General features: G+C 65.5%; 19 protein-coding genes and 1 pseudogene. 11 read left to right on the plus strand and 9 right to left on the minus strand.

Annotated features, from left to right (window positions below):
- Positions 1-46 precede the first annotated feature (46 nt).
- Together PMI40_RS04795 and PMI40_RS04800 are read right to left on the minus strand one after the other, a co-directional pair.
- Positions 47-478 carry a DUF2325 domain-containing protein gene (locus tag PMI40_RS04795; protein WP_008112706.1) on the minus strand — a complete coding sequence of 144 codons (432 nt, stop codon included), beginning with the start codon at positions 476-478 and terminating at the stop codon, positions 47-49.
- A 99-nt stretch (positions 479-577) separates the two neighbouring features.
- Complete coding sequence (locus PMI40_RS04800) at positions 578-1,576, minus strand: bile acid:sodium symporter family protein (RefSeq protein WP_008112707.1); 999 nt, start codon at positions 1,574-1,576, stop codon at positions 578-580.
- A gap of 111 nt (positions 1,577-1,687) precedes the next feature.
- Here PMI40_RS04800 and PMI40_RS04805 point away from each other — a divergent pair, with 111 nt between their 5' ends.
- Positions 1,688-2,536, plus strand: coding sequence for a LysR family transcriptional regulator (locus tag PMI40_RS04805; protein ID WP_008112708.1), 849 nt, complete (start codon positions 1,688-1,690; stop codon positions 2,534-2,536).
- 25 nt (positions 2,537-2,561) lie between these two features.
- Here the strand turns inward: PMI40_RS04805 and PMI40_RS04810 are convergent, their stop codons facing one another.
- Positions 2,562-2,957, minus strand: a complete 396-nt coding sequence (locus PMI40_RS04810) for a hypothetical protein (protein WP_008112709.1) — start codon at positions 2,955-2,957, stop codon at positions 2,562-2,564.
- The gene (locus tag PMI40_RS04815) at positions 2,954-4,591 is read right to left on the minus strand and encodes a DUF342 domain-containing protein (RefSeq protein ID WP_008112710.1); all 1,638 of its coding nucleotides are present in this window, start codon (positions 4,589-4,591) and stop codon (positions 2,954-2,956) included. Before PMI40_RS04815 ends, PMI40_RS04810 begins: the two co-directional genes overlap by 4 nt.
- Before the next feature lie 666 nt (positions 4,592-5,257).
- Between PMI40_RS04815 and PMI40_RS04820 the strand changes: the two are divergent.
- From PMI40_RS04820 to PMI40_RS04845, 7 genes and pseudogenes are all read left to right on the plus strand, one after another.
- Positions 5,258-6,094 (plus strand): annotated as a pseudogene (locus PMI40_RS04820) (dermonecrotic toxin domain-containing protein); the annotation flags it as partial.
- 42 nt (positions 6,095-6,136) lie between these two features.
- Entirely contained in the window at positions 6,137-7,639 is a 1,503-nt protein-coding gene (locus PMI40_RS04825) for a dermonecrotic toxin domain-containing protein (RefSeq protein ID WP_369770699.1), read from the plus strand.
- Positions 7,640-8,092: 453 nt separating this feature from the next.
- The gene (locus PMI40_RS04830; protein ID WP_040501673.1) at positions 8,093-10,201 is read left to right on the plus strand and encodes a dermonecrotic toxin domain-containing protein; all 2,109 of its coding nucleotides are present in this window, start codon (positions 8,093-8,095) and stop codon (positions 10,199-10,201) included.
- A 191-nt stretch (positions 10,202-10,392) separates the two neighbouring features.
- Positions 10,393-10,551, plus strand: coding sequence for a hypothetical protein (locus tag PMI40_RS23700; protein WP_008112716.1), 159 nt, complete (start codon positions 10,393-10,395; stop codon positions 10,549-10,551).
- A 39-nt stretch (positions 10,552-10,590) separates the two neighbouring features.
- Positions 10,591-12,117, plus strand: coding sequence for a hypothetical protein (locus PMI40_RS04835; protein WP_008112718.1), 1,527 nt, complete (start codon positions 10,591-10,593; stop codon positions 12,115-12,117).
- Positions 12,118-12,412: 295 nt separating this feature from the next.
- On the plus strand, positions 12,413-14,698 hold the full coding sequence (locus PMI40_RS04840) for a dermonecrotic toxin domain-containing protein (protein ID WP_008112721.1): 2,286 nt from the start codon (positions 12,413-12,415) through the stop codon (positions 14,696-14,698).
- 240 nt (positions 14,699-14,938) lie between these two features.
- Entirely contained in the window at positions 14,939-16,168 is a 1,230-nt protein-coding gene (locus tag PMI40_RS04845; RefSeq protein WP_008112723.1) for a multidrug effflux MFS transporter, read from the plus strand.
- 22 nt (positions 16,169-16,190) lie between these two features.
- On the opposite strand, the gene PMI40_RS04850 is transcribed toward PMI40_RS04845, so the two are convergent.
- Entirely contained in the window at positions 16,191-17,096 is a 906-nt protein-coding gene (locus PMI40_RS04850) for a LysR family transcriptional regulator (RefSeq protein ID WP_008112725.1), read from the minus strand.
- Between the two features lie 183 nt (positions 17,097-17,279).
- Here PMI40_RS04850 and PMI40_RS04855 point away from each other — a divergent pair, with 183 nt between their 5' ends.
- The 3 genes from PMI40_RS04855 to PMI40_RS04865 are packed head-to-tail and all read left to right on the plus strand — an operon-like array spanning position 17,280 to position 19,089.
- Positions 17,280-18,029: an SDR family NAD(P)-dependent oxidoreductase gene (locus PMI40_RS04855; protein WP_008112726.1), complete on the plus strand. Its 750-nt coding sequence runs from the start codon at positions 17,280-17,282 to the stop codon at positions 18,027-18,029.
- A 16-nt stretch (positions 18,030-18,045) separates the two neighbouring features.
- The gene (locus tag PMI40_RS04860; protein WP_238540893.1) at positions 18,046-18,492 is read left to right on the plus strand and encodes a nuclear transport factor 2 family protein; all 447 of its coding nucleotides are present in this window, start codon (positions 18,046-18,048) and stop codon (positions 18,490-18,492) included.
- Positions 18,493-18,516: 24 nt separating this feature from the next.
- Positions 18,517-19,089 carry a VOC family protein gene (locus PMI40_RS04865; RefSeq protein WP_008112729.1) on the plus strand — a complete coding sequence of 191 codons (573 nt, stop codon included), beginning with the start codon at positions 18,517-18,519 and terminating at the stop codon, positions 19,087-19,089.
- 33 nt (positions 19,090-19,122) lie between these two features.
- Here PMI40_RS04865 and PMI40_RS04870 read toward each other — a convergent pair whose 3' ends face one another.
- The 4 genes from PMI40_RS04870 to PMI40_RS04885 all read right to left on the minus strand — a co-directional run.
- Entirely contained in the window at positions 19,123-20,760 is a 1,638-nt protein-coding gene (locus tag PMI40_RS04870; RefSeq protein WP_008112731.1) for an ABC transporter ATP-binding protein, read from the minus strand.
- A 21-nt stretch (positions 20,761-20,781) separates the two neighbouring features.
- A complete protein-coding gene (locus PMI40_RS04875) occupies positions 20,782-21,546 on the minus strand; it encodes an SDR family oxidoreductase (RefSeq protein ID WP_008112734.1) in 765 nt (254 codons plus the stop codon).
- Entirely contained in the window at positions 21,533-23,092 is a 1,560-nt protein-coding gene (locus PMI40_RS04880; protein ID WP_008112736.1) for a class I adenylate-forming enzyme family protein, read from the minus strand. The genes PMI40_RS04875 and PMI40_RS04880 overlap by 14 nt, the downstream gene beginning before the upstream one ends.
- 13 nt (positions 23,093-23,105) lie before the next feature.
- Positions 23,106-23,682: ABC transporter permease (locus tag PMI40_RS04885; protein WP_008112738.1), on the minus strand; the 577-nt coding region annotated here is incomplete at its 5' end.

Here is a 23,682-nt window from a genome sequence, read left to right on the forward strand (position 1 = left end):
GTCGATTGTAGGGGGCTTTGGTGATTTTTCCAATCGCCGTAATCGCCTAGCGACTGCTCCTGAGCATGCGCTCGCCCCGTTGCGACGGCCCTGCGGCTGGTGCCGAGCGTCTTGCCAGGCTGCCCAGTCCATCCACGAAGGAGGCGATTCCGGTGCCCTTGACCAGTACGCAGGGTTTGCCCAGCTTCTTGCAGGTGGTCTTGACCAGGTGGTAGGCATTGTGGCTGATGTTGCCGGAGGCGCAGATGACGATATCGGCCGCCGCCAGCATCGGGGTGAGCCGGTGCAGGTTGTCCTCGCGCCCGCCATCGTGGTGGATGAAGCGGCCCGAGCGGGTCTCGATCTCGGCCCGGTAATGGTTGCGCGCGCCGGTCAGGCCGCCCACGCACAGCACGCAGCGGTCATCCAGCGAGAAAGATGCCGCGGCGGCGGCAGGGAGGACGGCCGTAGCCGTCGGAAGGGCGGATGACTTGCGCATGGGCTTGGCCGGTTGGCTGGGACCAGACAAGCCTAACCGCGGCGACGCCCTGCGCGAACGAATGAATCATCATCAGGATATGCACTTTTTGATGGCGTGCTAGGGCTGCGACGCCAGGACCGGCTGTGGCTGGGCCTCGAGGCGCTCCTGTTGCTCGGCGTAGCGGCGCGCCAGAATGGCGCATAGCATCAATTGCATCTGGTGGAACAGCATGATCGGCAACAGCACGATGGCCGCGCCGCTGCCGGCGAACAGCACCGATGCGATCGGGATGCCCGAGGCCAGCGACTTCTTGGAGCCGCAGAACACCAGCACGATCTCGTCGCCACGCGGCATCTTCAGCGCGCGCGCACCGGTGGTGGTGATGAGCAGCACGCAACCCAGCAGCACCGCATTGACCAGCACCAGCAGCGCCAGTTGCGCCGGCGGGAACAGATGCCAGACCCCCTGCGCCACGGCCGCACTGAAGGCGGCATAGACCGACAGCAGGATGCCGCCCCGATCGACCACGTTGACGATCACCTTGTGGCGTCCGATCCAGCCACCGATCCAGGGCCGCAGCAGGTTGCCCAGCACGAACGGCAGCAACAACTGCAGCAGGATGCTCAACACCTGCTGCAGGCCGTTGCCTTCATGGTGGCGATGCAGCAGCAGCGTCACCAGCAGCGGCGTGACCACGATCCCCAGCAAGTTCGACGCGGTCGCGCCGCAGATCGCCGCCGGCACGTTGCCGCGCGCGATGGAGGTAAAGCCGATCGACGACTGCACCGTCGACGACAGGCAGCACACGAACAACACCCCCATCCACAATTGCGGCGTCAGCAGGTCCGGCACGCTCGCCTTGAGCGCCAGGCCCAGCAGCGGAAACAGGATGAAGGTCGAACTCAGGGTCAGCAGGTGCAGCCGGGGTTGCTTGGCGCCGGCCAGCGCCGCCTCGCGCGACAGCTTGGCGCCGTGCAGGAAGAACAGCAGCGAGATGGCGACGTTGCTGGCCACGTGCATGAAGTTCTCGAAACGGCCCGTGGCTGGCAGGAAGGTCGCCAGCAGCACGGTGCAAATCAGCAGTTGGGTAAAGCGGTCGGGAAGAAAGCGTTTCATGACGTCGGGCAGTGGCAATGATGAGATGCCCACATGATAGAAAACCTTGTGGTAATCGGGAACCCCTTTGATAGCGTTGACTGTCAACGCAAATGCCGATGATAATCGAGCATGCTCAACCCCACCTGGCTCCAGACCTTCACCATGGCCGCCGCTTCCAGCAGTTTTACCGAAGCGGGGCGTCAGCTCGGCCTGACGCAATCGAGCGTGAGCGACCATATCCGCCGCCTGGAGCAAACCGTGGGACGCCGGCTGTTCGTGCGCGATACCCACTCGCTGGCGCTGACGCCGGACGGCGAGGGCTTGCTGGTGCATGCGCGCCTGATCCTGGAGGCGCATGCCAGGGCGGAAGCCCAGTTCAGCGGCACCCGGTTGCGGGGGCGGGTGCGTTTCGGCACTTCCGACGATCTTGCCATGGGGCCGCTGCCCGATATGCTGGCGGCGTTTCGCGCCCAGCACCCGGAGGTCGAACTCGAAATCACCATCGGTCTCACCAGCGACCTCTATGCGCTGCTGGACCAGGGCAAGCTGGATCTGCTGGTGGGCAAGCGACGCAGCGGCGAAGCGCGCGGCCACAGCATGTTCTCGACACCGATGCTATGGCTCACGCGGCCCGAGACGCAGGTCGACCTGGGCCAGCCGCTGCCGCTGATCCTGTTGCCCGAACCCAGCATCACCCGCGCAGCCACGCTGCAGACCCTGGGCCGCAGCGGGCATCACTGGCGCATCGTCTGTACCAGTGGCAGTCACGCCGGGTGCATGGCGGCCGCACGGGGCGGGCTGGGGTTGTCGGTATTGCCGCAGCACCTGGCGTCGCGCGACCTGTGCCAGCCGACCAATCACGCCAGCCTGCCGGCGCTGCCCGATATCGAATATGTGGCGCTGACGGCACGGCGCCTGTCGCGGCCCGCCGATACCTTGTTCCAGATCCTGATGGACAGCAGGTTGCGACGCACCTGAACCAGGCGCCGGGCCAGGTACCGGATCAGGTGGGATCGTGGATCAGTGCGGGGGCGTTGAGCGCACGGATGCGGCGGTCGACGAAATAGCCACCGGCCTCGGTATAGCGCAGGTAGACCCGGGCGCAGCGCGTGCAACGGGCGAGGTTGCAGCGGTTGTAGGGGAAATGGCGGGGCGCCACCGGCGCCTGGGGCGATGCGTAGCGGGTCGCCTCCGGATGGTATTCGGCGAAGGTCGGTTCGATGTACGGGTCCTGCAGCAGGGTGCCGATGTCTTGCAGTTGCTGCTCGGGCAGCGAAAGGGGCAGGCTGGTCCAGCCGGATGCATCGACGCTGACGCAGTTGCAGGCCTGGGTGATGGCAGCGCTCTGTTGCGCCAGCTGGCGCAACTGCTCGTCGTCGAGCCGGGGCAGGTCGTTCATTTCTTCGGGTTGTAGCGGATATCGCCTTCAAACAGTTGTGCGGTGCCGCCGGTGAGGTTGGAATGCACCGGCCACACCTCATGCCCGATGCGCAATTCGACCCCTTCATAGACTGCCTTGGCGACGATGATGCGCGCGTCCTCGGCGGCCACCATGCCATCCTTCATCTGGGCCACTTCTTCCAGCAGCACCTTGACTTCATAGGCCAGCGCCTTGCGCTTGTCGCTGGTCTCGAACAGGATCTCTGGCGTGGCCTTGTCCGGGTTCAGCTTGTAGTAGCCCTGCTGCTTGATGGTGCGGTCGAGTTCGGCCACCTTGCGCGAATATTCCTGTTCCTTGATGGCGATCTTTTCTTCCAGGTAGGGATCGAGCCCGACCTGCACACGCGTGAAGTTGCCGGTCGAGGCGCCGATGGTATTGGCGCGGATGACATTGGTGGCCTCGATGCGCCCACCGATGATCTGTCCGGTGCGCGGGTTGCCCTTGCCCACCGTGATCTCGTTGCCAGCCAGCAGTTCGCACTGGCGGGCGTTGCCCAGCACCAGGATGTTGTCGGCCGCCTCGATGTGGGCGCTCTCGGCAAACATCACCTGCACCGATCCCTTGGCGCTGATGCGCGAGGCAATCGCGGTGGTGCCGGCGGTGGCGGTGACGCCTTCGCTGTGGCCGATGACGCCACCCTTGACCACCACATTGCCGCCGGCCACGATCTCGGCCGCCTCGACCGTGCCGCTGACGATCACATCGCCACCGACGTGCAATTTCATGCCGGTCATCACATCGCCCTTGACCCGTACGGTACCTTCGAAGGTCAGGTTGCCGGTAGACAGGTCGACGTTCTCGACATCGATGATCGGGTTGATCTTGACGCCGTTCTTGATCACCGTGGGCTGGCCCGGCACCATCGCCACCAGCAGGTCCGGATCATCGGCGGAAGGTTCGGCACCGATCGATTCCTTGGCGAACTGGATATCTGCGATCGGGCGCGCCGGTACCTTGCCGCCCTTGATATCGATGCCGTCCTTGCCGGGTACCGGGGGGATGCGCCGCATCAGCGGATCGCCAGCCGACACCAGTAGCAGATAACCCATATCGGCATAGGAGACCACGGCATCTTCATCGATCTCGGACAGCTCTTCCTGCTTCTCTTCGAGCAGGCTTTCGAAGCGGGCCGGTTCGGCCGGCGTCGGCATCAGGCCCTGCGCGATGACCAGCTTGTTGCAGAACCCGGTCGACAGCGCGCCGCGCAGCTGCTCGTGCAGGATGCCGTAGGTGATGCCCTGGGCGCGGATCGCATTGACCACATCGACGCTCTTGGCGCGCCCGCCGAAGGGAGCCACCAGCGTCAGCGAAGCGGTCATCAGGTCGTCCGAGACTTCCAGCGCGAATTCGCCATCGCGTCGATGTGCAATCACCTGGGTCTGCGGCTGCTTGGTTTCGTCGAGCTTGCGTACGAAAGCGTTCAGTACCGAATCCTGGTGGAACAGCTTGGTCAGACCGTTGTCCGCCATTGCCTGCTTCAGTGACGCCAGTGTCAACGGTGGAAAACCGGGTGTCGGGGTGAACGTTGCGCTGAGTTCGCCGCTGGCCCTGTCGAACGCGAACGACAGCGGTTGCGGTGTTGCCTGTTCCATGCTGTTCCTCGATGTTGCTGCTCTTGTCGGTTGTCATGCAGGTACACGATCGGGCCGCGCGGGGCGCGGTCACGGCAGTGGGCATGAGCCATGCTGCATTACCCGCCACCGTCGCTTCCCGGCGGCGTGCCACATGGGATGGTGCGCGGCGACGACGGATCCTGTCGTCGTTCCCTCACGCCCGCTACCTGCCATTGTATGGTGCCAAGATGATCCAGTAAATTGACCTGCAGCACAAGTTCTGTCGCTAAATCCAAGGTTCCGTTGTCGTTATGGCAAGCGCGGCGCTGCGCGCCGCATCGCCGCCTGGCACCTCGTTGCGACATGCGCACGCAATAACAAATCTCTGGAAAACGCCGCAACACCGCCGTGTGGATTCGGTCGCCCTGCATGGGCGCAACACAATGGCCGCCGTGAAGTGCATACCGCCGCTTCAGCGTCCCCGGAGAAGCCATGACCAGTATCGCCGTCCCCAGCAGCCCGATCTCGCCTACCCATCAGCCCGCCCCGTCGGTACGGGGCGGCTGCGGTAACCAAGCGGTGTCCATCCGCGAAGGCGCGCCGCCGCCCGTCGGCAGCCTGGTCCGTATCGGCGCCGGCGGCATGGAGGCGCCGCAGCTCTACGCCAACACCGGCGTTGCGCGGCCGGCCCGACCGCCTTCGCTCATGGGCCTGCAGCAGCAGGTCATCGCGGCGTTGCGGTCGCGCTTTCCCGACATCCGCAATGCCGCGGCGCAGGCCATCGAGGCGCGCCTGAAACGGGACTACGGGGTACATGTGCAGGCCAGCCAGACCTACCTCAACAAGTTCGACAAGCCTATCGGCAACACCTGCAGCGCCGATAGCGGTGGCAGCGGCCTGGCCTATAACGGCAGCCCGCTGGCCTCGCGCAGCCTGGCGGAATTGCAGTTGTATGCTTCCAGCAGGCAGACCCGCGCCTTGCTGGCCACGCCCCACCATCAGCTGGGCATCTATCGCGAGGGCGCATGGGCCGACCGTTTCGATGCCCGCAACGAAGTGCCGCTGTCGGTGGGGCAGCTGGTCAAGGCGGTCCAGGCAACCGACTTCCTTGGCGCATACCAGGCCAAGTTCAGCAAATTCTGGTCCGACAACTTCAACTATCTGGTAACGGCCACCGAGACCGAAATGCTGCACTACGCACAGACCCATCGACGCGCCGAAGCACCGGCCCGGGCGGTGGGTATTTCCGACCAGATGGTGCACAGGCTGAAACTGTCCGACAAGGCCATCGACATGTTGGCCGAAGCCACCGGCAATCCCGATCCGGACCACAAGTCGCATGGCACCCGCACCTACGCATTCGATATCAACAGCTAACGGTCTACCGACATGGCGTGGCTGCAGGCCAACGACGGGCATGCGATCCTGGTCATGCCCGGCGACGAGCGTCCGATCCGCGAGTACGCGAACCTGGACGCGCTACGTGCCGATATCCGGGAAATGGCCACCACCGCGGCCGGGCGCCGTGCGCTGTCGCAACACTTCTCGGACTACAACCTCAACGATGGCGTGACCTACCAGGGCGTGCGCAAATGGCTGGGCGACATCGGCACCCACGGCCGACAGTACGAAGACCGTATCAACTACTATCGCCAGGCCTATGCCGGCGACCTGGCCGGCTTCATCGGCAAGCCGGACCGCAGCCTGCTATCGGACAAGGCGCTGGGCATGGTGGCCAAGTGTGCCGGCTATCCCGACCCATCGCTGGGCGGCCAGGACGCCCGCGCCTATGTCTTCAACATCAACACCTGGCCCTCCAGTGACATGACCTATCTGCAGGCCGACGACGGCCGCACGGTGCTGATCATTCCCGGCAGCCGCCAGCCGTTGCGCGAATATCGCAACCTCGACGCGATGCGCGCCGACCTGCGCCAGATGGTCCAGAGCGGCGCGGGCCAGGCCGTGCTGGACAGCCACTTCTCGATCTACAACCAGCGCGACGGGAAAACCTACCAGGGTGTCGAAAAATGGCTGCGTGACATACAGGCGGGCGGCTACGATGAACGGATCGCCTACAAGGCCACGCAGATCAACGAGCCCATCTTCCGCGAACAGCTCTACAGGGCCAGGGACGCCGATCTCGGCAAGCTGCATGCGATGAGGGTCGCCGAAGCCCGGACCGATGCCGAACTGGACCTCTGGATCCAGTCGTTCGGCGCCGCCAACAGCATCTTTGCCAGGTTGCGTGATGGCAGAAGCATGGTCGAGACCTTGCAGGGCGGCGCCATCGGCGACGGCCGGCAACGTGAGCGCCGCGCTTTCGGCTGGCCAGCCGGCGCCCAGGCCTGCGCGCCGAGGCAGGGCAGCAATTCGCACCGCGACGTGTTGCCTGGGTGGCGCGAATCCCTCTGTACGCGCCTGTACATGGCGATGTTGAACCTGCTCGGCCCGCAGGAGGACACCGGCAGTGACGAACGGGGACCCGCGCCACACGAAGTGCCGCAGGCCGTCGAGACCGACAGCATGATCCCGCCACATCCCTGCCCCGAGCTGGACCTGGCCTCGCTGGATACACCGAACGAATTCGGTTTCCTGGAGGGGCGCCACATCAATACGATCTACCTGATGCAACGCTACACGCCAGACAGCATCGAGAATCCCGCTCCGATGGTACTGGCGCCACAACTTGACGATTGGCACATTGCCAACTCGGTCGATGTCAATGGCAATGCGATCGAGGCCTACCTGAGCGAAGAATCGGCGATACGGGCGAGCCTGGACGGCGACGATGGGTTCTTTCGCTTGCTGCGCGTCGATACCACTGGCATGCGCACGGTGTCGTTCGGCAATAACCGCAGGCATAACGCGGATTACCAGCGGCTGCAGCAGGAGCAGCTGCAGCCGATCGTCGATGATTACCCGGCAGGCGTGCAACAGTTCATCCGGTCGCGTTTCCAACGAGAACAGGACGACCTGGTGCACCTGAGCCTCGAAGGCCAGCGCCCTGATATCGTCGAGCATCTTCGAACGGTACGCATCGAAGCGGGCATGCAGGTCGCCAGCACAACGCCGCGCGGCGGACTGTAACGGGCAGGGCCGCAGTGCCTGCCGATCAGGCCGATGGGCCGATGAGACTATCGCGCCGTGCCGAACGACGAGTAGCGTCCTGCCTGCCGACGTCGTGATGCCGGGAATCACCGATGGCGCCATTTCTCGAAAGGACAGATGACCATGCGCATTCCGATCAACGCGACGCAACGCCCCCTTATCTCTGGCGAACCTGCCCAGGCCAAGCCGTCCGGACGCGCCACACGTGGCGGGGGCGCATCCCAGGAAAAGCCGGGCGTGCAGGTAAGTCTTTCGTCGGGTGCAGCCCGGCCCGGCCCGACGACAGGCTCGCGCGAGGTGGTCGCCTATGCCGAGCTGGCACATCGGCGCCTGCGTCATAAAGGATTACCACCTGTTTCGAGACCGCTGACGCGCGCGGGTCAACCGGCAGGCGGCGAGCCTGCCGGCTACATCCTCCGCCTGCAAAGGCGCGTGCTGCAAGAACACCCGGTCCTGCGCGACGAGGCGCGGGCTGCCATCGAGGCCAGGCTGTTGCAGGACCATGGCTTGCGGGTGAATGCCGATCGCACCTATTTCAACGTGTTCCGCGGTGCCAGCAGCAGCCGTGAAAGCTATAACGGATGGCAGCATCATGGTGCCCCGCTCGTTTCGATGTCGCTGACCGACCTGCAGATGCGCAACTTTCCCGCTGCCCTCGGCGAGGATCCCAATGGTCTCGACGCCAACAGCGGCGTCTACACCGAAGGTGCAGGCCGTACTTCGTTCGGCCGCCACAACGAAGTACGCCTGTTGTCGAGCGAACTCAAGCGCAGCGTTCGCGCCAATGATGTCGGCGGCACCTACCGTGACAAGCTCACCGCCTGGTGGAATCGCAACGAACAGGCCGTAGCCACCCTTTATCAGGCCCAGGTTCGCAAATGGCGCAGCCACGCAGGCTTGTCGGTCGAGGCGCGTGCGATGCTCAAGGAGGTGTTGCGCCGGGCCGATGGCAAGGCTGTGCAGCCCAAGGTCACGGCGCATGTGTTCGATATCAATAGCTATCCGTCCAAGGATATGACCTGGCTCAAGGGGGCGGGGCCGCGGGTGGTGCTGATCATGCCAGGTGGCGCACCGGCCTTGCGCGAATACGCAAACCTCGACGCCCTGCGCGAAGGGATCGAGGCCATGGCCAGGACGGCGCAGGGCAGGGCCGAGCTCACCACGCATTTTTCGCTGTACAACCGCAAGGACGGATCGACCTACCAGGGTGTCGAGAAATGGCTGGGCGACATTGCCGCCGGTGGCTGGCGGCACCGGATCGCCTACCTGCCGCAGCGCATCGACGGCAATATCTTCGCCGACCAGGCGGCGCGGACCAGGGCCGCCGAACTCGACGACATCAAGCGCCTGGTCAAGAGCAACAGCGAGGTCATCGAGGAAGAAAGCACCCAGTTCGTGCGCGTACTGGGCCAGTTGTTTCCCGAGTTCTTCATTCCCGCCAAGGCCGTCGAACTGGCGCTCGATGTACACCAGGCGGTGGCCGACGGCGCCGCGCAGGATCGTCGCAGCGCCGCCAGGGATGCCGTCAGCGCAGGTATCAACCTCGCCGTGGCGGTCGCGATCGGGGCATTGTCCGCCCCCATTCGCCGTGCCAGTCCGCCGGCGACCGGCGCCGTTGAACGCAGTGCCTTCTTCAATCCGCCAGGGCGCATCGGCGGCCAACGCATCGGTTACCTTCTGGGCCCGATCGAGGCACCGCGACCGCCGTCGGTGTTCGACGACCTGCTCGATGAAGCCGAGCGGGCCCACAACCCTATCGACGACTGGGACGACGGTACCCTGACGCTTTCTCCCAGCCCCTCGCGTTCAGGCACGCCGACGACCGACACGGCCTCCGAGCCCAATGATGTCTCACCCGCCTCGACCCGCTCATCCTCGCCTTCTTCGGCACCCGATCGTGGCTGGGGGGCACCAGGCCAGGAGCCGGTGATGGGCGAACCCTCGGCACCGGCTACGCCGCCGTCGTCTCCGGCCGTGTCCGTGCCGGGGTTCGGTGAGGTCGGCAATCACCAGGGGCTGCCCTATTTCAATGCGCTGGACTGGATCGAGCGGCTCGACATCCCGCATGTGTATCGTGTCCAATCCATCGAAGAGCTGGCCGGGCGTTCACCCGAGATCGAGGGGTTCGAGCCAGACATGTTCATCGGTGGCGGTGGCACCACGGTGCATGATCGCTACCTGTTCTCGCTCGAAACGCAACAGGCCGCGGTGGATTACGGCAACAGCACCTTCGGCGCCGGCAACTTCGCGGTGTTCCGGATCGATACCGAGGGCGTCCCGGCCATGCCGTATCGGCTCAACATCAACTACGACATGTGGAACGCCTCGCGACCGGTGGTCGAGGCACGCGCTGCGGGCCAGCTGGTGACGCCTGACGTCGACTGGCTTGCCAATTATGTCCATGTCGCGCCGCCGGTCTCGGGCGAAGTGCCGGCAGGATATGTCGCACTGGAGCCCGAGGATATCGTCGGCTACGAACGCGGGCATGTCTTCCTCGACAATCGTGCCGTCACGCCCAGCCGCATCCATCGCACGATCTGAGCCGCAACGACGGTCGCTCACCGGTGACGCCTGCCAAGAAGACGCACTGTATCGGAACGCCGCGTTCCAACACGGCATGCACATCTAAAGCTTTGGTAGGCGATGCCGTTAGTGCAGCAAACGGCGCTCTCGCCTGCGGCCGAATGCCGGACCCGACGCCTGTCGGGATGATCCACCCATCGACCTGCAACATGACCGTGCCTGCAACGACCTCGCCAGTGTTCGCCTATACCCGCAGCAGTGCGGCGACGGTGCCGCCCGTGGGCGAGTGCAGCGCTCGCCCGGCACAGACTCGGATGCTGATGCAGACCCAGGCAAGCCAGGCCTCGACCCGGGTGACGCTGTCCTAGGATGCAAGCCGTCAGGTGGCACTCTATTCGGCGGCCGGAATGAGCGACGACGCCATCCGGGACGGCGCCCTTGCCGGCAGCGCTACCCCGGCCTGGGAACATTCTCCCGGCGGCGAGCTCGACGCGCTGCTGGCGCGTAATGCCATGGCAACGGGCCTGGCCGCCCGCTTTGCAGGTCTTGGTCGTGCCATGCTGGACAAGCTGGGTCACGGCGCCGCGAGCTATTCTCAATCGTTGCTTTCCTCGGTGCAGTCGATGCAATCGGACGAGGCGGTGCAGGCCGCCCAGCGGCTGCAGCTACACGACTTTGCCACCGACGGCATCAAGCTGTCGATCGTCACCGCCGGCGGGGCGCAAGTCGACATCAAGCTGTCGTCCGATCTCAATGGCGTGGCGCTGAAGGTCTCGCTGGCCCAAGGGACATTGAGCGACCCGGAGCGCGCCGCCCTGTCCGACTTGGGCGACGCCTTCCAGCACGCCATCGATGGCTTGGCGCGGCAGCCGGCGCAACTGGACCTGGATAGGCTGCTGCAGGCCCAGCAGGCGCATTCGTCGCTGCTGACCGGCTTGTCGTTGCATGCCGCCTTGGGCGGCGACATGCAACAGATCGATTTGCAGATCGACGCCGGCAAGCGCGAGCTCCGTACCAGTGGCAGCAATGGCAATATGAAGCTGTCGGTCGACATGTCCACCGCAAAGTTGGCCGGCACTGCGCAGCAGCAGCGACAGGCCGTTCGACACGCCCTGGAGCAGTTCGACGATGCGGCCCGCCATGGGCATGGCGATATCGACCTGATGGCGATGTTCAAGCAGGGCTTTGCCCAGCTCAATGGCGCGGGTAGCCAGGCCTCGACGCCGGCACCGGGAACGCGCGCGCAGGCCCTGTTGCCCAGTGCCACCGACCGCGGCGTGCTCAGCGGCCTGCTGGATTACACCGCCTCGCTGACGCAGCCCATCGGCTCCCCCAATCCGCTCGACAGCCGCGAAACCGACAGCTTTTCCTACCAGGTGTCGCAACGCACCACCATCGCTGGCAGGCGCCGGGCCGACCGCATGATCGAGCAGCGACAGCAAAGCGCGCTCAGTGCGTCCTACCATGAGGCGTTGCAGCCCGATCTGCCGCTCACGCTCGGAACCGACCGCCAATCCCAGAACTACACCTATCACCAGATCGAGGACCAGGCCTCGAGCACCTTGCGGCTGGGTTACCAGGACGGGTTGCTCACGCGTGCATCGCTGCAGCAGTCTGCCAGCCAGCACACGACCGTGAGCAAGTATGTACTGGGCCGGCGGGTGCGCCATGACGTCATGCCCTTGCAAGCCAGCATCGTGCGCGACCTGACCGCGCAGTTGCAGTCCGGCGCCGCTCGCAGCGATGCCCGTGGCGCACCGCTGCAGCCGGCCTGGCAGGATAGTCTGCAGCGCTTGTCGTCACTGGCGTTGCTGGTCCCGGATCCGAACCGCCTCGCATCGTACCGGCCCTGGCCAACCAGCGCCCATGCCGTCGCCGCGCTGCCCATTGCCCGCGTCGGCATGGACAACGCTGGCAGAGCGCAGAAGCCGTAGCAAGAGGCCACGGCAAGAGGGCATGCAAGCGGGCACCGTACGAAAATAAGACCCCGCATCCCGCATCCCGCATCCCGCATCCCGCATCGGGCACCTGCGCATGGTGGAGCCCCGTTACGTTCAAAGCTTTTGGATAAATAAGTGAATTGCCGGCGCGGGCCATACATTGCCCGGCACCTGGCAACAGAATCGGCGTCGAGCCCTGGTCGCATCGTGTTGGCGGGCGGCCTTGTTCGCGATCGCGACGCCGGCATTGCGCCGGGCTGTCAACCCAAATCAATGTGAATGGACGCCCATGAAAATCCTCAACCGCCTCCAGCAGTACCGGCCCGAAAACGACTCATTCACGTCCCGGGCCTCGCGCAGCGCGCACGAGCGTACGGTGCGCAGTATCGGTCGCGAATCCAGTGTCGTCAGCTTGCATGCGGCCACGGCCAAGCCGGCGCTGTATGGGGCACAAGGCATGCTGGCGTCCGCCACCGGTGGGGCCGCGCCTGAGCTGTTGGTGCAACTCAGGGCGCGACTCGGGGACGAATATCCCGACCTGCGGCAGGAGGCGCGCAAGGCCATCGAGGCAAGCCTGCGCAGTCGATACGGTATCGAGGTCGACGCCGACCGTACCTGGTTCAATACCTTCGCCGGCGGTGCCAGCGATCCACGCAGCTACAACGGCTGGGCGCATATCGGCAAGCCGCTGACGTCGGTCAGCCTGACCGACATGCAGCTACAGAATTTTCCGGCCGACTTCGGCGAGGACCCGAACGGCCTCGATGCCAACAGCGGGGTCTATCGCGACGGTGCGAGCGCGACACGTTTCGACAGTGGCAACGAGGTGCGGCTGCTGTCGAGCGACCTGAAGGCTGCCATTCGCGACAGCGATTTCCAGTCGGCCTATCGCAACAGCCTGAAAGCCTACTGGCAGCGCAACGAGAATGCCGTGGCACTGTACTACGAAGCCCAGGCGCTACGGCACGCGCAGGATGGCAGCCTGTCCGACCAGGCGCGCACGCTGCTGGCGCAGGCAGCAGGATATGGCGATGACGGCCAGGCGCACTGGGGCGCCTATGGTTTCGACATCAACGGCTATGCGTCGCGCAACATGACATGGCTGCGAGCCGACGACGGCCGTGTGGTGCTGCTCATGCCCCACGCCAGCAAGCCGCTGCGCGAATATGCCAATCTGGGCGAGATGCGACGCGGCATCGCCGTGCTGGCGCGCACCGAGACCGGGCGCGATGAGCTGCTGCGCGGGTTTTCACTCTATAACCAGCAGGATGGCCTCATCTACCAGGGCATCGAGAAATGGCTGGGCGACATTGCCGCGGGCGGCTACGACGACCGCATCGCGATGCGTGCGCAGCCTATCCGCGGCAAGCTGTTCGCCGACATGGCACAACGTTCCAGGCAGGCCGCACTGGGCGATGTCGGGCGCCAGATCCGTTCCAACGCCGATATCGGCAAGCAAGAAATGTTGCAGGCGCTACGCGCGTTCAACGACATCGTGGGGAACCCGATGACGCAACTGGCCGAGGCCGGGTATGCGCTCTATGCCGCGCAGACCGAAGGCTGGTTGCAGGACCGACGCCAGGCCGTGTCCGAGGCTTGGCTCGCCGGGGTCAGCGCAGCGGTCATGGCGGTGCTCGAGGGCGCCGGGCGGCGGCTGGGCGCCATGGAGCCCGATGTCGTGGCGCAGCCGTCCTCGCCCCCGCTCTACAAGCCCCCGACCCGCCTGGCCGACGGCCGCATCGGTTATCCGCTGGGGCCGCTAGGCTCGCCGCGGCTGTCGCCGGGCGGCGAGCTGGCGTCCGCTTCGGGCAGTCGCATGACGTCGCCCCGCGGCAACCAGCTCGAATGGCCCTCGGCGGCCGGCATCGACACCACCGGCTCCGATCAGCCGCTCGACTTGCGTCGGGATGCCGCGCATCGCTATCGCGAGCCCGCGCACGGGCGCACCGATCCCTGGGGCGACTTGCCGGGGCCGGACGCATTCGATGGCGAGGTGGTCGAGCCGCTCGACCTCTCCAATCGGGTCGCGCAAACAGAGGCCGTTGCGCAGCCCGTTTCCATTGCCCAGGTGCCTGATGCCGCGCCGATGGCTCAGGCAGTGCCGCTCGCGCAGGTCAACCCGCTGGGCTTCAGGGAGCGCTACGACTTCACGCAGCTCTATGGCTTCCAGTCGTTCGGCGGGGCACGGCTGGCGCGCACCGTGGCAGGCCTGGAATTGACGCGCCAGACCGATGGCATCGCGCAGATGATCGAAGGCGACATGTTGCGTACCTACCATAGCGTCGATGCCGCCGTCGAAGCGGCCCAGCGCACGCCACTGCGCAACTATCGCATCTACCAGATCCAGGCCGACGGGTTGCGGGCGTCGTCGTTCCAGGACAACCGGCTTAACAATCCCTTGTTCGAATCGCTCAGGTTACCGTTGACGCGAGCGGCCGATCACATTGCGCAGCCGCGCCAGCGCACCATGCGCCGCAACCAGATGCTGGCCGAGGCCGAACAGGAGGTACACCTGTCGACCGAATGCCTGAGTGCGGACCGGGTCAGGTTCTTCAGGGTCGGCACCTACCGTTGATCCGCTTGCCAGCGCGCCTGGTGCAAGGCGCCCCGCGCGCCGACATCGAAGGCATCGATCTCATCGACCTCCGATGCCATCGTTGCAGCGCCGTGCCGGCCCATGAGGTGGGATCACGCCGCCCGCAAATGCGGGTGCCTTCGGCAGACATCGCCGCAAACGGTCAGAATACGGGGTTTCGCCGTTCGCCGGCGCCGTACCGGGACACCGCCCTACCGGCCCCGGCCCCATCCGACTGTCATGACTATCGCCGCCAACCACCCCCGTTTCCTGCTGTTTTTCGTCTGTGCCTTCGCGTCTGCCGGCCAGATGGCCATCGACATCTATGTGCCGGCACTACCGGCCATGGCGCAGTATTTCACCGCGACCCCGCATGCCATCCAATGGACCGTGACCGGCTACATGGCAGCCTACGCGGCAGGGCAGCTGGTATTCGGACCGCTGGCCGATGCCTACGGCCGCAAGCGCATCCTGGCGCTTGGCATGGTGCTGTTTACGCTGGGTTGCGTGCTGACCTTGACCGCCTCCGATCTCGAGACCTTCGTGCTGGCGCGATGCCTGCAAGGCTTCGGCATTGCCACCACCAATTTGCTGGCCAAGGCCATCATCACCGATTCCTTCTCGGGCATGGCCCTGATGCACGCCTTTACCTACATGTCGATTGCCTGGGGCCTGGGACCGATCCTGGCACCGGTCATCGGCGCCCACCTGCAGACCGCCTTCGGCTGGCGCTCCTGCCTGACCTTCCTGCTGATCTATTCGCTGCTGATGTGGGCGCTGCTGTGGCGCTATCGCGAAACCCTCAAGCAGCCGGTGCGACTCAACCCCCGCACGCTGGTGCGCAATGCCCGGCTGGTGCTGGCCAGCCCCGTCTTCCAGAGCTGTTTCCTGGCCCAGGGACTGTGCTATGCCATCCTGCTGGTGTTCAATATCGTCGGACCGTTCATGGTGCAAAGCACGCTGCACAAGCCGCCCACCTATTTCGGCTACCAGGCGCTGGCCATCGGCCTGATGTACTTCCTGGGCGGCATCTCGAACCGGATACACCATCCGCGCCTGCCCACGCCGGAACAACGCCTGCGCATCGGCGCCTATGCAATGACGGCTGCGGCGGTGGTGATGCTGGTGCTGGCGCTGAGCGTGGGCCTGCAGGTCTGGACATTGACCGCGCCGGTGCTGTTCATGGGGTTCTGCGCCGGGGCCATGTATCCCACGCTGATGGCCAAGGGCAATTCGATCTTTCCGCACATCGCGGGCTTGACCAGCGCCATCCTCGGCTTCGCCCTGGTGATGGTGTCCTCGGCCATGATGGGCCTGGCCGGCTTCGTCTCGATCAACAGTCTCACCCCGCTGGCGGTGTTCTATGTGGTGGTCGGGCTGGTGGTCATCGCCATGGTCAGGAAGCTCCTGTTCCACCTGAACCAGCCGGCGCCGGTGCAATCCCCGACCCCGGTGGCCGAGCACGGTTGAACGCCGGCGCGGGCCCGCCCTGTCAGATGCCGACCCGCGCCGGAAAGCACTCCACCAGCCAATCGATGAATACCCGCAGCCGATGCGTGACATGGCGATTCTGCGGATAGACCACATGGAACGGGTAGGGCGCCGGGCGCCATTGCGGCAGGATCTCCACCAGCGCGCCGTCGGCCAGCGCCGGGCCGGCCGCGTAGCGGAAGGTCTGGATGATGCCCAGGCCGGCCAGGGCCGCGGCCAGGTGGGCATTGCTTTCATTGACCCCGATCCGGTGCTCGACCTTGATCTCGCTCCTGGCGCCCTGGTGCTCGAAGCGGAAAGGTACCGCGCGGCCATTCTGCGCCGACACGTAGCTGACCAGCCGGTGGCCATTCTTGAGTTCGTCAGGATAGGCGGGCACGCCGAACAACTTCAGGTAGCCCGCGCTGGCACAGGTCACCATGGTGGCTTCTCCGAGGTGACGTGCCACCAGCGATGAATTGTCCAGTGGGCCGCCGCGGACGACACAATCGACGTTGTCGCCGATCAGGTCGACCGAGCGGTCCGACACCCCGAGGTCGAGACGAATGTCGGGATAGCGTGCTATGAAGTCAGGCAAGGCCGGAATCAGCACCGCGCTGGCGGTGGACCCCCCGACGTCGATGCGCAGATGGCCGCGTGGCTTGCCATGGGCCAGGTTGAACGAGGTATCGATGTCTTCCAGGTCGCGCAGCAGGCGCATGGTCTTGTCATAGTAATCGCGTCCCTCGGGGGTGACCGTCACCCGGCGCGTGGTCCGCTGCAGCAGGCGCACGGCCAGATGGGCCTCCAGGTCCTGCACCAGCTTGCTCAAGGTGGCCAGGGGCATGTCCAGCGAATCCGCCGCACGCGTGAAGTTGCCTGCTTCCACCACGCGGGCGAAACCCCGGATGGCCTGTAGCTGATCCATGCAATGTGCTCCATCGGTTGATTTTATTATCCATATGGATGGATAGTAATTTCGATTCTAACTACTTTTTCGAAGAATGATCAAGGCATAAAGTTCGTCCCATGCCAGTCCCGCAAGTCAACGCCAAGCGGCGCACCGGGCCGGCCAGGATGTTTCCCCTTATCTCATCTGAAGGAGTCAATCATGAACAAGCAACTCAATGGCAAGATCGCACTGGTGACCGGCGGCACATCCGGCATTGGCCTGGCAACGGCGCAAGAGCTGGTGGCACAGGGCGCGCAGGTGTTCATCACCGGGCGCCGCCAGGCCGAACTCGACGCCGCCGTGGCCGCCATCGGCCCTGCCGCCACCGGTATCCGTGCCGACGCCTCGGTGCTGGCCGAGCTCGACGCCGTCTATGCCAGTATCGCCGGCAGCGCCGGCCGCCTCGACATCCTGTTTGCCAACGCCGGCGGCGGCGACATGATGCCGCTGGGCGCCATCACCGAAGAACACTTCGACCGTATCTTCGACACCAATGTGCGCGGCGTGTTGTTTACCGTGCAGAAGGCCTTGCCGCTGCTGGTCGATGGCGCCTCGGTGATCCTGACCGCTTCGACCGTATCGATCCAGGGCACCGCCAACTTCAGCGTCTACAGCGCCAGCAAGGCCGCGGTGCGCAATTTCGCCCGCTCCTGGGCGCTCGACCTGAAGGATCGTGCCATCCGTGTCAACGTGGTCAGCCCCGGTCCGGTACGTACCCCCGGCCTGGGTGGCCTGGTACCGGACGAGCATCGCCAGGGCCTGTACGACTTCCTGGCAGCGCAGGTGCCACTGGGACGCCTGGGCGAGCCGCAGGAAATCGGTCGTGCCGTGGCGTTCCTGGCCTCCGATGCGGCCAGCTTCGTCAACGGCGTCGAGCTGTTCGTCGACGGCGGCATGGCGCAGGTCTGAAGCAGCTGCGGCCTTCATGAAAGCAGTTTCAATCATCGGGCTGTTCCTGGCGCTCACGGCGGCGGGAACGGTCCAGGCACAGGAGAACACAATGGAACCCTCGACCGTCGAGATCGGCACCGTACAGCGGCTGGTCGACCTGCATTTCGACCTTTGGAACGATACCGACCCGCAGCACTGGCGCGACAAGTTTTCCCAGGTCTATACCCCTGACATCATCGTGGCCGACTACGCCGGCATGGCGCGCGGCTACGACAGCGTGGCGCAGCTGTTGCAGCGTGTGCAGGGCCAGCACGCAGGCTTCGTCTTCAGCCCGCAAGCCGCTACCTGGAACCATGGCCTGGGGCGCGTGACCTGGGGCTACGGCCCGGACCGCCAGCCCGCGCTGGTGAGAGGCGAAGACATCTTCACCATCCGCGACGGCAAGCTTGCCAGCCTGCACGTCTTCATCGAAAAACCCTGAGCCGCTTCGAGCACGGAACCCATCATGAAATATCTAGCAGCAACGCTACTGGCCATCGCCCTGGGTGGCCCGGTCCAGGCCCAGGGTGTCAGCATCGCCGGCATCGACCATGTCGGCATCAACGTGCCCGACCTGACGCAGGCCGAGGATTTCTTCGCGCAGACCTTCGGCTGCGTCGCGCTGACCCATATCGGCCCGTTCCAGCTCAAGGACCTGGCCGCCGCGGGGCCCACGCCGCGCGCCGACAGTGTCAGGCTGGCCATGTTGCGGTGTGGCGCAGGCGCCAATATCGAGTTGTTCGAATACGGCAACCCGAGCGGTAGCCGGGCAATGCCGCGCGCCGAGGATGCCGGCGCCTCGCACATCGCTTTCTACACCGACGACGTGCGAGCCGGTGCGGCCTATCTGAAGGCGCGCGGGATCAAGATACTGGGCGAACCGGTCACCATGGCGTCGGGCGACACCGAAGGCGAGACCTGGGTGCATTTCCAGTCACCGTGGGGCGCCGAGATGGAACTGGTGGGATACCCGCAAGGCAAGGGCTACGAACGCCGCGGCGGCATGAAGCTGTGGAGCCCCAAGGCACCTGCGCGGTGATGCACGGGGTGTGCCGATGGCGGCGGGTCGCGATCAGGAGTTGACCACCAGCTCCTGCTCGAGTGCCCCCGGCGTCCAATGCCGACCCGGCACCGCCGCCAGCAGCGCCCGGGTATAGGAATGGGAGGCATGGTCGAAGATCTCGCTGCTGTCACCCACTTCGACCACTTGCCCGGCCTTCATCACGGCAATCCGGTCGCATACCTGGGCCGCCACCCGCAGGTCATGCGTGATGAACAGGATCGATAGCTGCAACTGGTCCTGCAGCCGTGCCAGCAACGCCAGCACCTGCGCCTGCACCGACACGTCCAGGGCCGACACCGGTTCATCGGCCACCAGTATCCTGGGCTCCATCGCCAGCGCCCGGGCCAGGCCGATGCGCTGCCGCTGGCCCCCGGAGAACTCGTGCGGATAACGCTCCAGCGCATCGGGCGCCAGCCCCACCAGGTCGAACAATTCGCGCGCTTTCTTCCACGCCGCGGCGTGCGTGCTGCCATGGGCAATTGGACCCTGGGTGACGATGTCGCCCACCCTTCGCCTCGGATTGAGCGATCCATACGGGTCCTGGAACACCATCTGCACCTGCGATGCATGCCGGCGCCGGCCCGCTGCCGTATCGAGCTCGACCGGCGTGCCGAAGACGCGGATCTCACCGGCGTCGGGCAACAGCAGGCCCAGCACATTGCGCGCCAGCGTCGATTTTCCCGACCCGCTTTCGCCGACGATGCCCAGTGTGCTGCCGGCCGGCAGGTCCAGCGATACATTGTCCAGCGCATGCGTGACCCGTTGCTCGCGCCCGCTCCAGCCGCGCTTGCCATAGGTCTTCGACAAGCCGGTGATGGTCAGTGCCGCCGCGCGGCTGTCGGGTCGATTGCGCAACGCCGGCCGTAGCGGCGGCACGGCTGCGATCAAGGCGCGGGTATAAGGATGGCGCGGTTGATCGAGCACCTGCTGCGCCGGTCCGGTCTCCACCAGCACGCCCTTTTGCATCACCGCCACCCGGTCGGCAATGTCCGCCACCACCCCGAAGTCATGGGTGATGAACAGCACCGCGGTACCGCGGCGGCGTTGCAGGTCGTGAATCAGCTTCAGGATCTGCGCTTGCGTGGTCACATCCAGCGCGGTGGTCGGTTCGTCCGCAATCAATAACCGCGGCTCCAACGCCAGCGCCATGGCGATCATGGCGCGCTGCCGCTGGCCGCCGGAGAGTTGGTGCGGATAGGCGCGAGCGGCCTGTGCCGGCGAGGCGATATGCACCGAGGCCAGCAGCGCCAGGATCTTCTCCTGGATGTCACGCCGCCCCAGCCGGGTATGGGCACGCAGCAACTCGCCGATCTGGTCGCCGATGGTATGCAACGGGTTCAGGGCCGTCATCGGCTCCTGGAAGATCATGCCGATCTCCTTGCCGCGCAGTCGGCGCAGCCGCTCCGGACTGGCCGTCAACAGGTCTTCGCCATCCCAGTCGATGCGACCGCCAGCGACCTCCACCCCATCCGGCAGCAACCCCAGCACGGCCGCCGCCGTGAGCGACTTGCCGGAGCCGCTCTCGCCCACGACGCACAGTATTTCGCCTGCACGCACTTCAAGCTCGACGCGGGCCAGCGCATGGGCGCGGTCGCCGCCGGTGGGCAGGTCGATGGTGAGATTCTGGATGGAAAGCAAAGCGTTCATGGCAGGCTGTCGATTCATGGGTCAGAGACGTTGTCCGCCGGTGGCATCGATGCGCTGGCCAGTCACCCAGCGTCCCGCATCGCTGGCCAGGAAGGCGACGATGCCGGCGATGTCGTCCGGCTGGCCCACCCGTCCCAGTGCAATGCTCTGGGCAATCACGCGCGCGGTATCGGGGTTGCTGGCGCGCTGGTTGAGGTCGGTCGCGGTGGCGCCCGGCAGTACCGCGTTGACCGTGATGTTGCGCGGACCCAGTTCGGCCGCCAGCAACAGCGTGAGCGCCTCCAGTGCCGCCTTTGCGGGTGCATACACGCTCATCTCCGGATATGCCGCGCGGGTGCCCATGGACGACACATTGACGATGCGCCCGCCATCGCGCAGTAGTGGCAACAGGCCCTGGATCAGGAAGAACGGCGTCTTCAGGTTGACCTGCAGCACGCGGTCGAAGTCGCCCGCGGTGACCTCTGCAATCCGGGCCCGCAAGCCCACGCCGGCGTTATTGACCAGAATATCGATCCGCTCGGCACCGGCATCGCCGACGATGGCCTGCACGGCGTGCACCAATCGCGCAGCGCCGTCGGCCAGGGCCAGGTCGGCCCGGGCGGTCCAGGCCCGGCCACCCTGTCGCCGGATCTCGGCCACCAGCGCATCGGCGGCCTCTTGCGCCTGGTTGTAATGGACGATCACGCTGGCGCCCTGGGCGGCCAGCGACTGCGCGATGGCGCGGCCGATGCCGCGACTGGCGCCGGTCACCAGCGCGATCTTCGCGGTCAGGTCAAATCGGCTCATGTTGCAACTCCTCTTCATAGATGTGCCAGCCCTGGTTTGCTTCCAGCTCGCGCGCCAGTTGAATCAGTGCGTTGCGGTCGACCTTGTTGGTGCCGGCCCAGGGTAGCTCGGCCACGAAGCGAATCCGGCGCGGGTGCTGGTAGGCCGGGCCGTGCTGCAGGGCAAATCCTTTCAGCGCCTCGGCATCGAGCCCGCTGCCGGGACGGCGCACCACGAAGGCCACCGGTACATGCGCGCGTTCTTCGTCGGGCAGCGGCACCACGCTGGCCTGGGCCACGTCGGGGTGGCGTTCCAGCAGTTTCTCGACCTCCACCGGGTAGATGTTCTCGCCGGCGCAGACAAACATGTCGTCGGCCCGGCCGACGAAATAGAAGAATCCCTGTTGATCGCGGCGCATCACGTCGCCGCTGTAGTACCAGCCGTCGTCGAGTACCTGTGCGCTCTTTGCCGGCAGCTTGTGATAACCGGCCAGCACCGCCGGATTGCGCATCGCCAGCACGCCCTGGTTGTCGTCGGGGCCATCGACCAGCCGCACCTGCCGCAAATCGAGCGGATAGCCCAGCGCCAACCCGGGCGTGGGGATGCCCTCGGGGTGGGGGCCGAATACTGCCGGACCGGCCTCGGTGGTACCGTATCCATGGCTGAATTGGGTACCCGGAAACGCATTCCTGAGTCGTTGCAGCAACTCCATCGTCATCGGCGCCGAGCCCAGCATGACGCGCTTGAGGGCAGAGAAATCACGTCCCTGCAAACGCGCCGGGTCCTTGATGAGGCGCGCAAACATGGTCGGCACGGCGGTCAGGATGGTGATGCGATGGTGTTCCAGCGCATCGAGATAGCTGTCGACGTCGAAGCCCGGCAAGATCACCAGCTGCGCATGCACCGCAAAGGCGCGCTTGGCCATGAACAAGCCATTCATGTGGAACAGCGGTTGCGCCAGCAGGTAGCGCTGCTGCTCGTCGCCGGGGGCAACCCGGGCGGTGCCGGCGGTGGTCCGCAATGCCCACAGCTGGCCGACGTGGCTCAGCGGCACGCCCTTGGGCTTGCCGGTCGAGCCGGAGGTGTAGAGCATCTGGCCCACTTCATCGGGACCAGGGCGCACGCTCTCGAATTCGGCAGCAACGATCTGCGCCTCGAAGCCCTGCGGCCCGGCAGCGTCGAAGTCCAGCAGCGGCACGTGCGCTGCCAGCAGGTCGCGCCGCGCCCCGTCGGTGAAGGCCAGGGCGATCTCGGCGTCTTGCAGCACGTACTCCAGCGTCTCCCGTGGCTGCTTGATGTTGATGGGAACGGCGATATAGCCGCCGCGCATGATGCCGAAGTAGCTGATCAGGTATTCGGCCCGGTTGCTGGCGGCGATGGCAATGCGCGCACCGCGCGGCAAGCCCTGGCCTTGCAGCCAGTGCGCCACGCCACCGGCCAGTGCGCGTACCTCGGCATGGCTGTAGCGCCGGGGGCCGCTGGCGTGGGACAGGTCGACGATCGCAGGCAGGTCCAGCGACAGGGCCGGGTCGTTCAGATCGCCCAGGTTATGCAGGAAGTCGGTCATGATTGATTTGAAGTCAGCGTTTTCGCAATTTGGGATTGAGGGTATCGTTGAGGCCGTCGCCGACCAGGTTCAGCGCCAGCACCACCAGCATGATGGCCACCCCCGGCACGGCGCTGAGGTACCAGGAGGACCGGATCAGGCTGCGCCCTTCGCCGACCATGCGGCCCCAACTGGCGATATTGGGGTCGCCCAGGCCGAGGAAGGACACCACCGATTCGTACAGGATGGCGCCGGCCACCACCAGCGACGCCATCACGATCACCGGCGGCAGGGCGTTGGGCAAAATCTCGCCCAGCACGATGCGCCAGGGGTTGAGCGCTACCGCGCGGCACGCCTGGACGAATTCGCGTTCCTTGAGCGACAGGAACTCGGCACGCGTCAGGCGCGCGATGGGCGGCCAGGACACCAGGCCCACCGCCAGGGTGATGTTCCCGATATGCGGCCCCAGCACCGACACCACGGTCAGGACGAAGACCACATTGGGAATGATCTGGAACAATTCGGTCACGCGCATCAGCAGTTCTTCGATCCAGCCGCCCATCCAGGCCGCCAGCGCACCGACACCCACGCCGATGGCCGTGGCGGCGGCT

This window comes from Herbaspirillum sp. YR522, from assembly GCF_000282575.1.
Classification (GTDB): Bacteria; Pseudomonadota; Gammaproteobacteria; order Burkholderiales; family Burkholderiaceae_D; genus Herbaspirillum.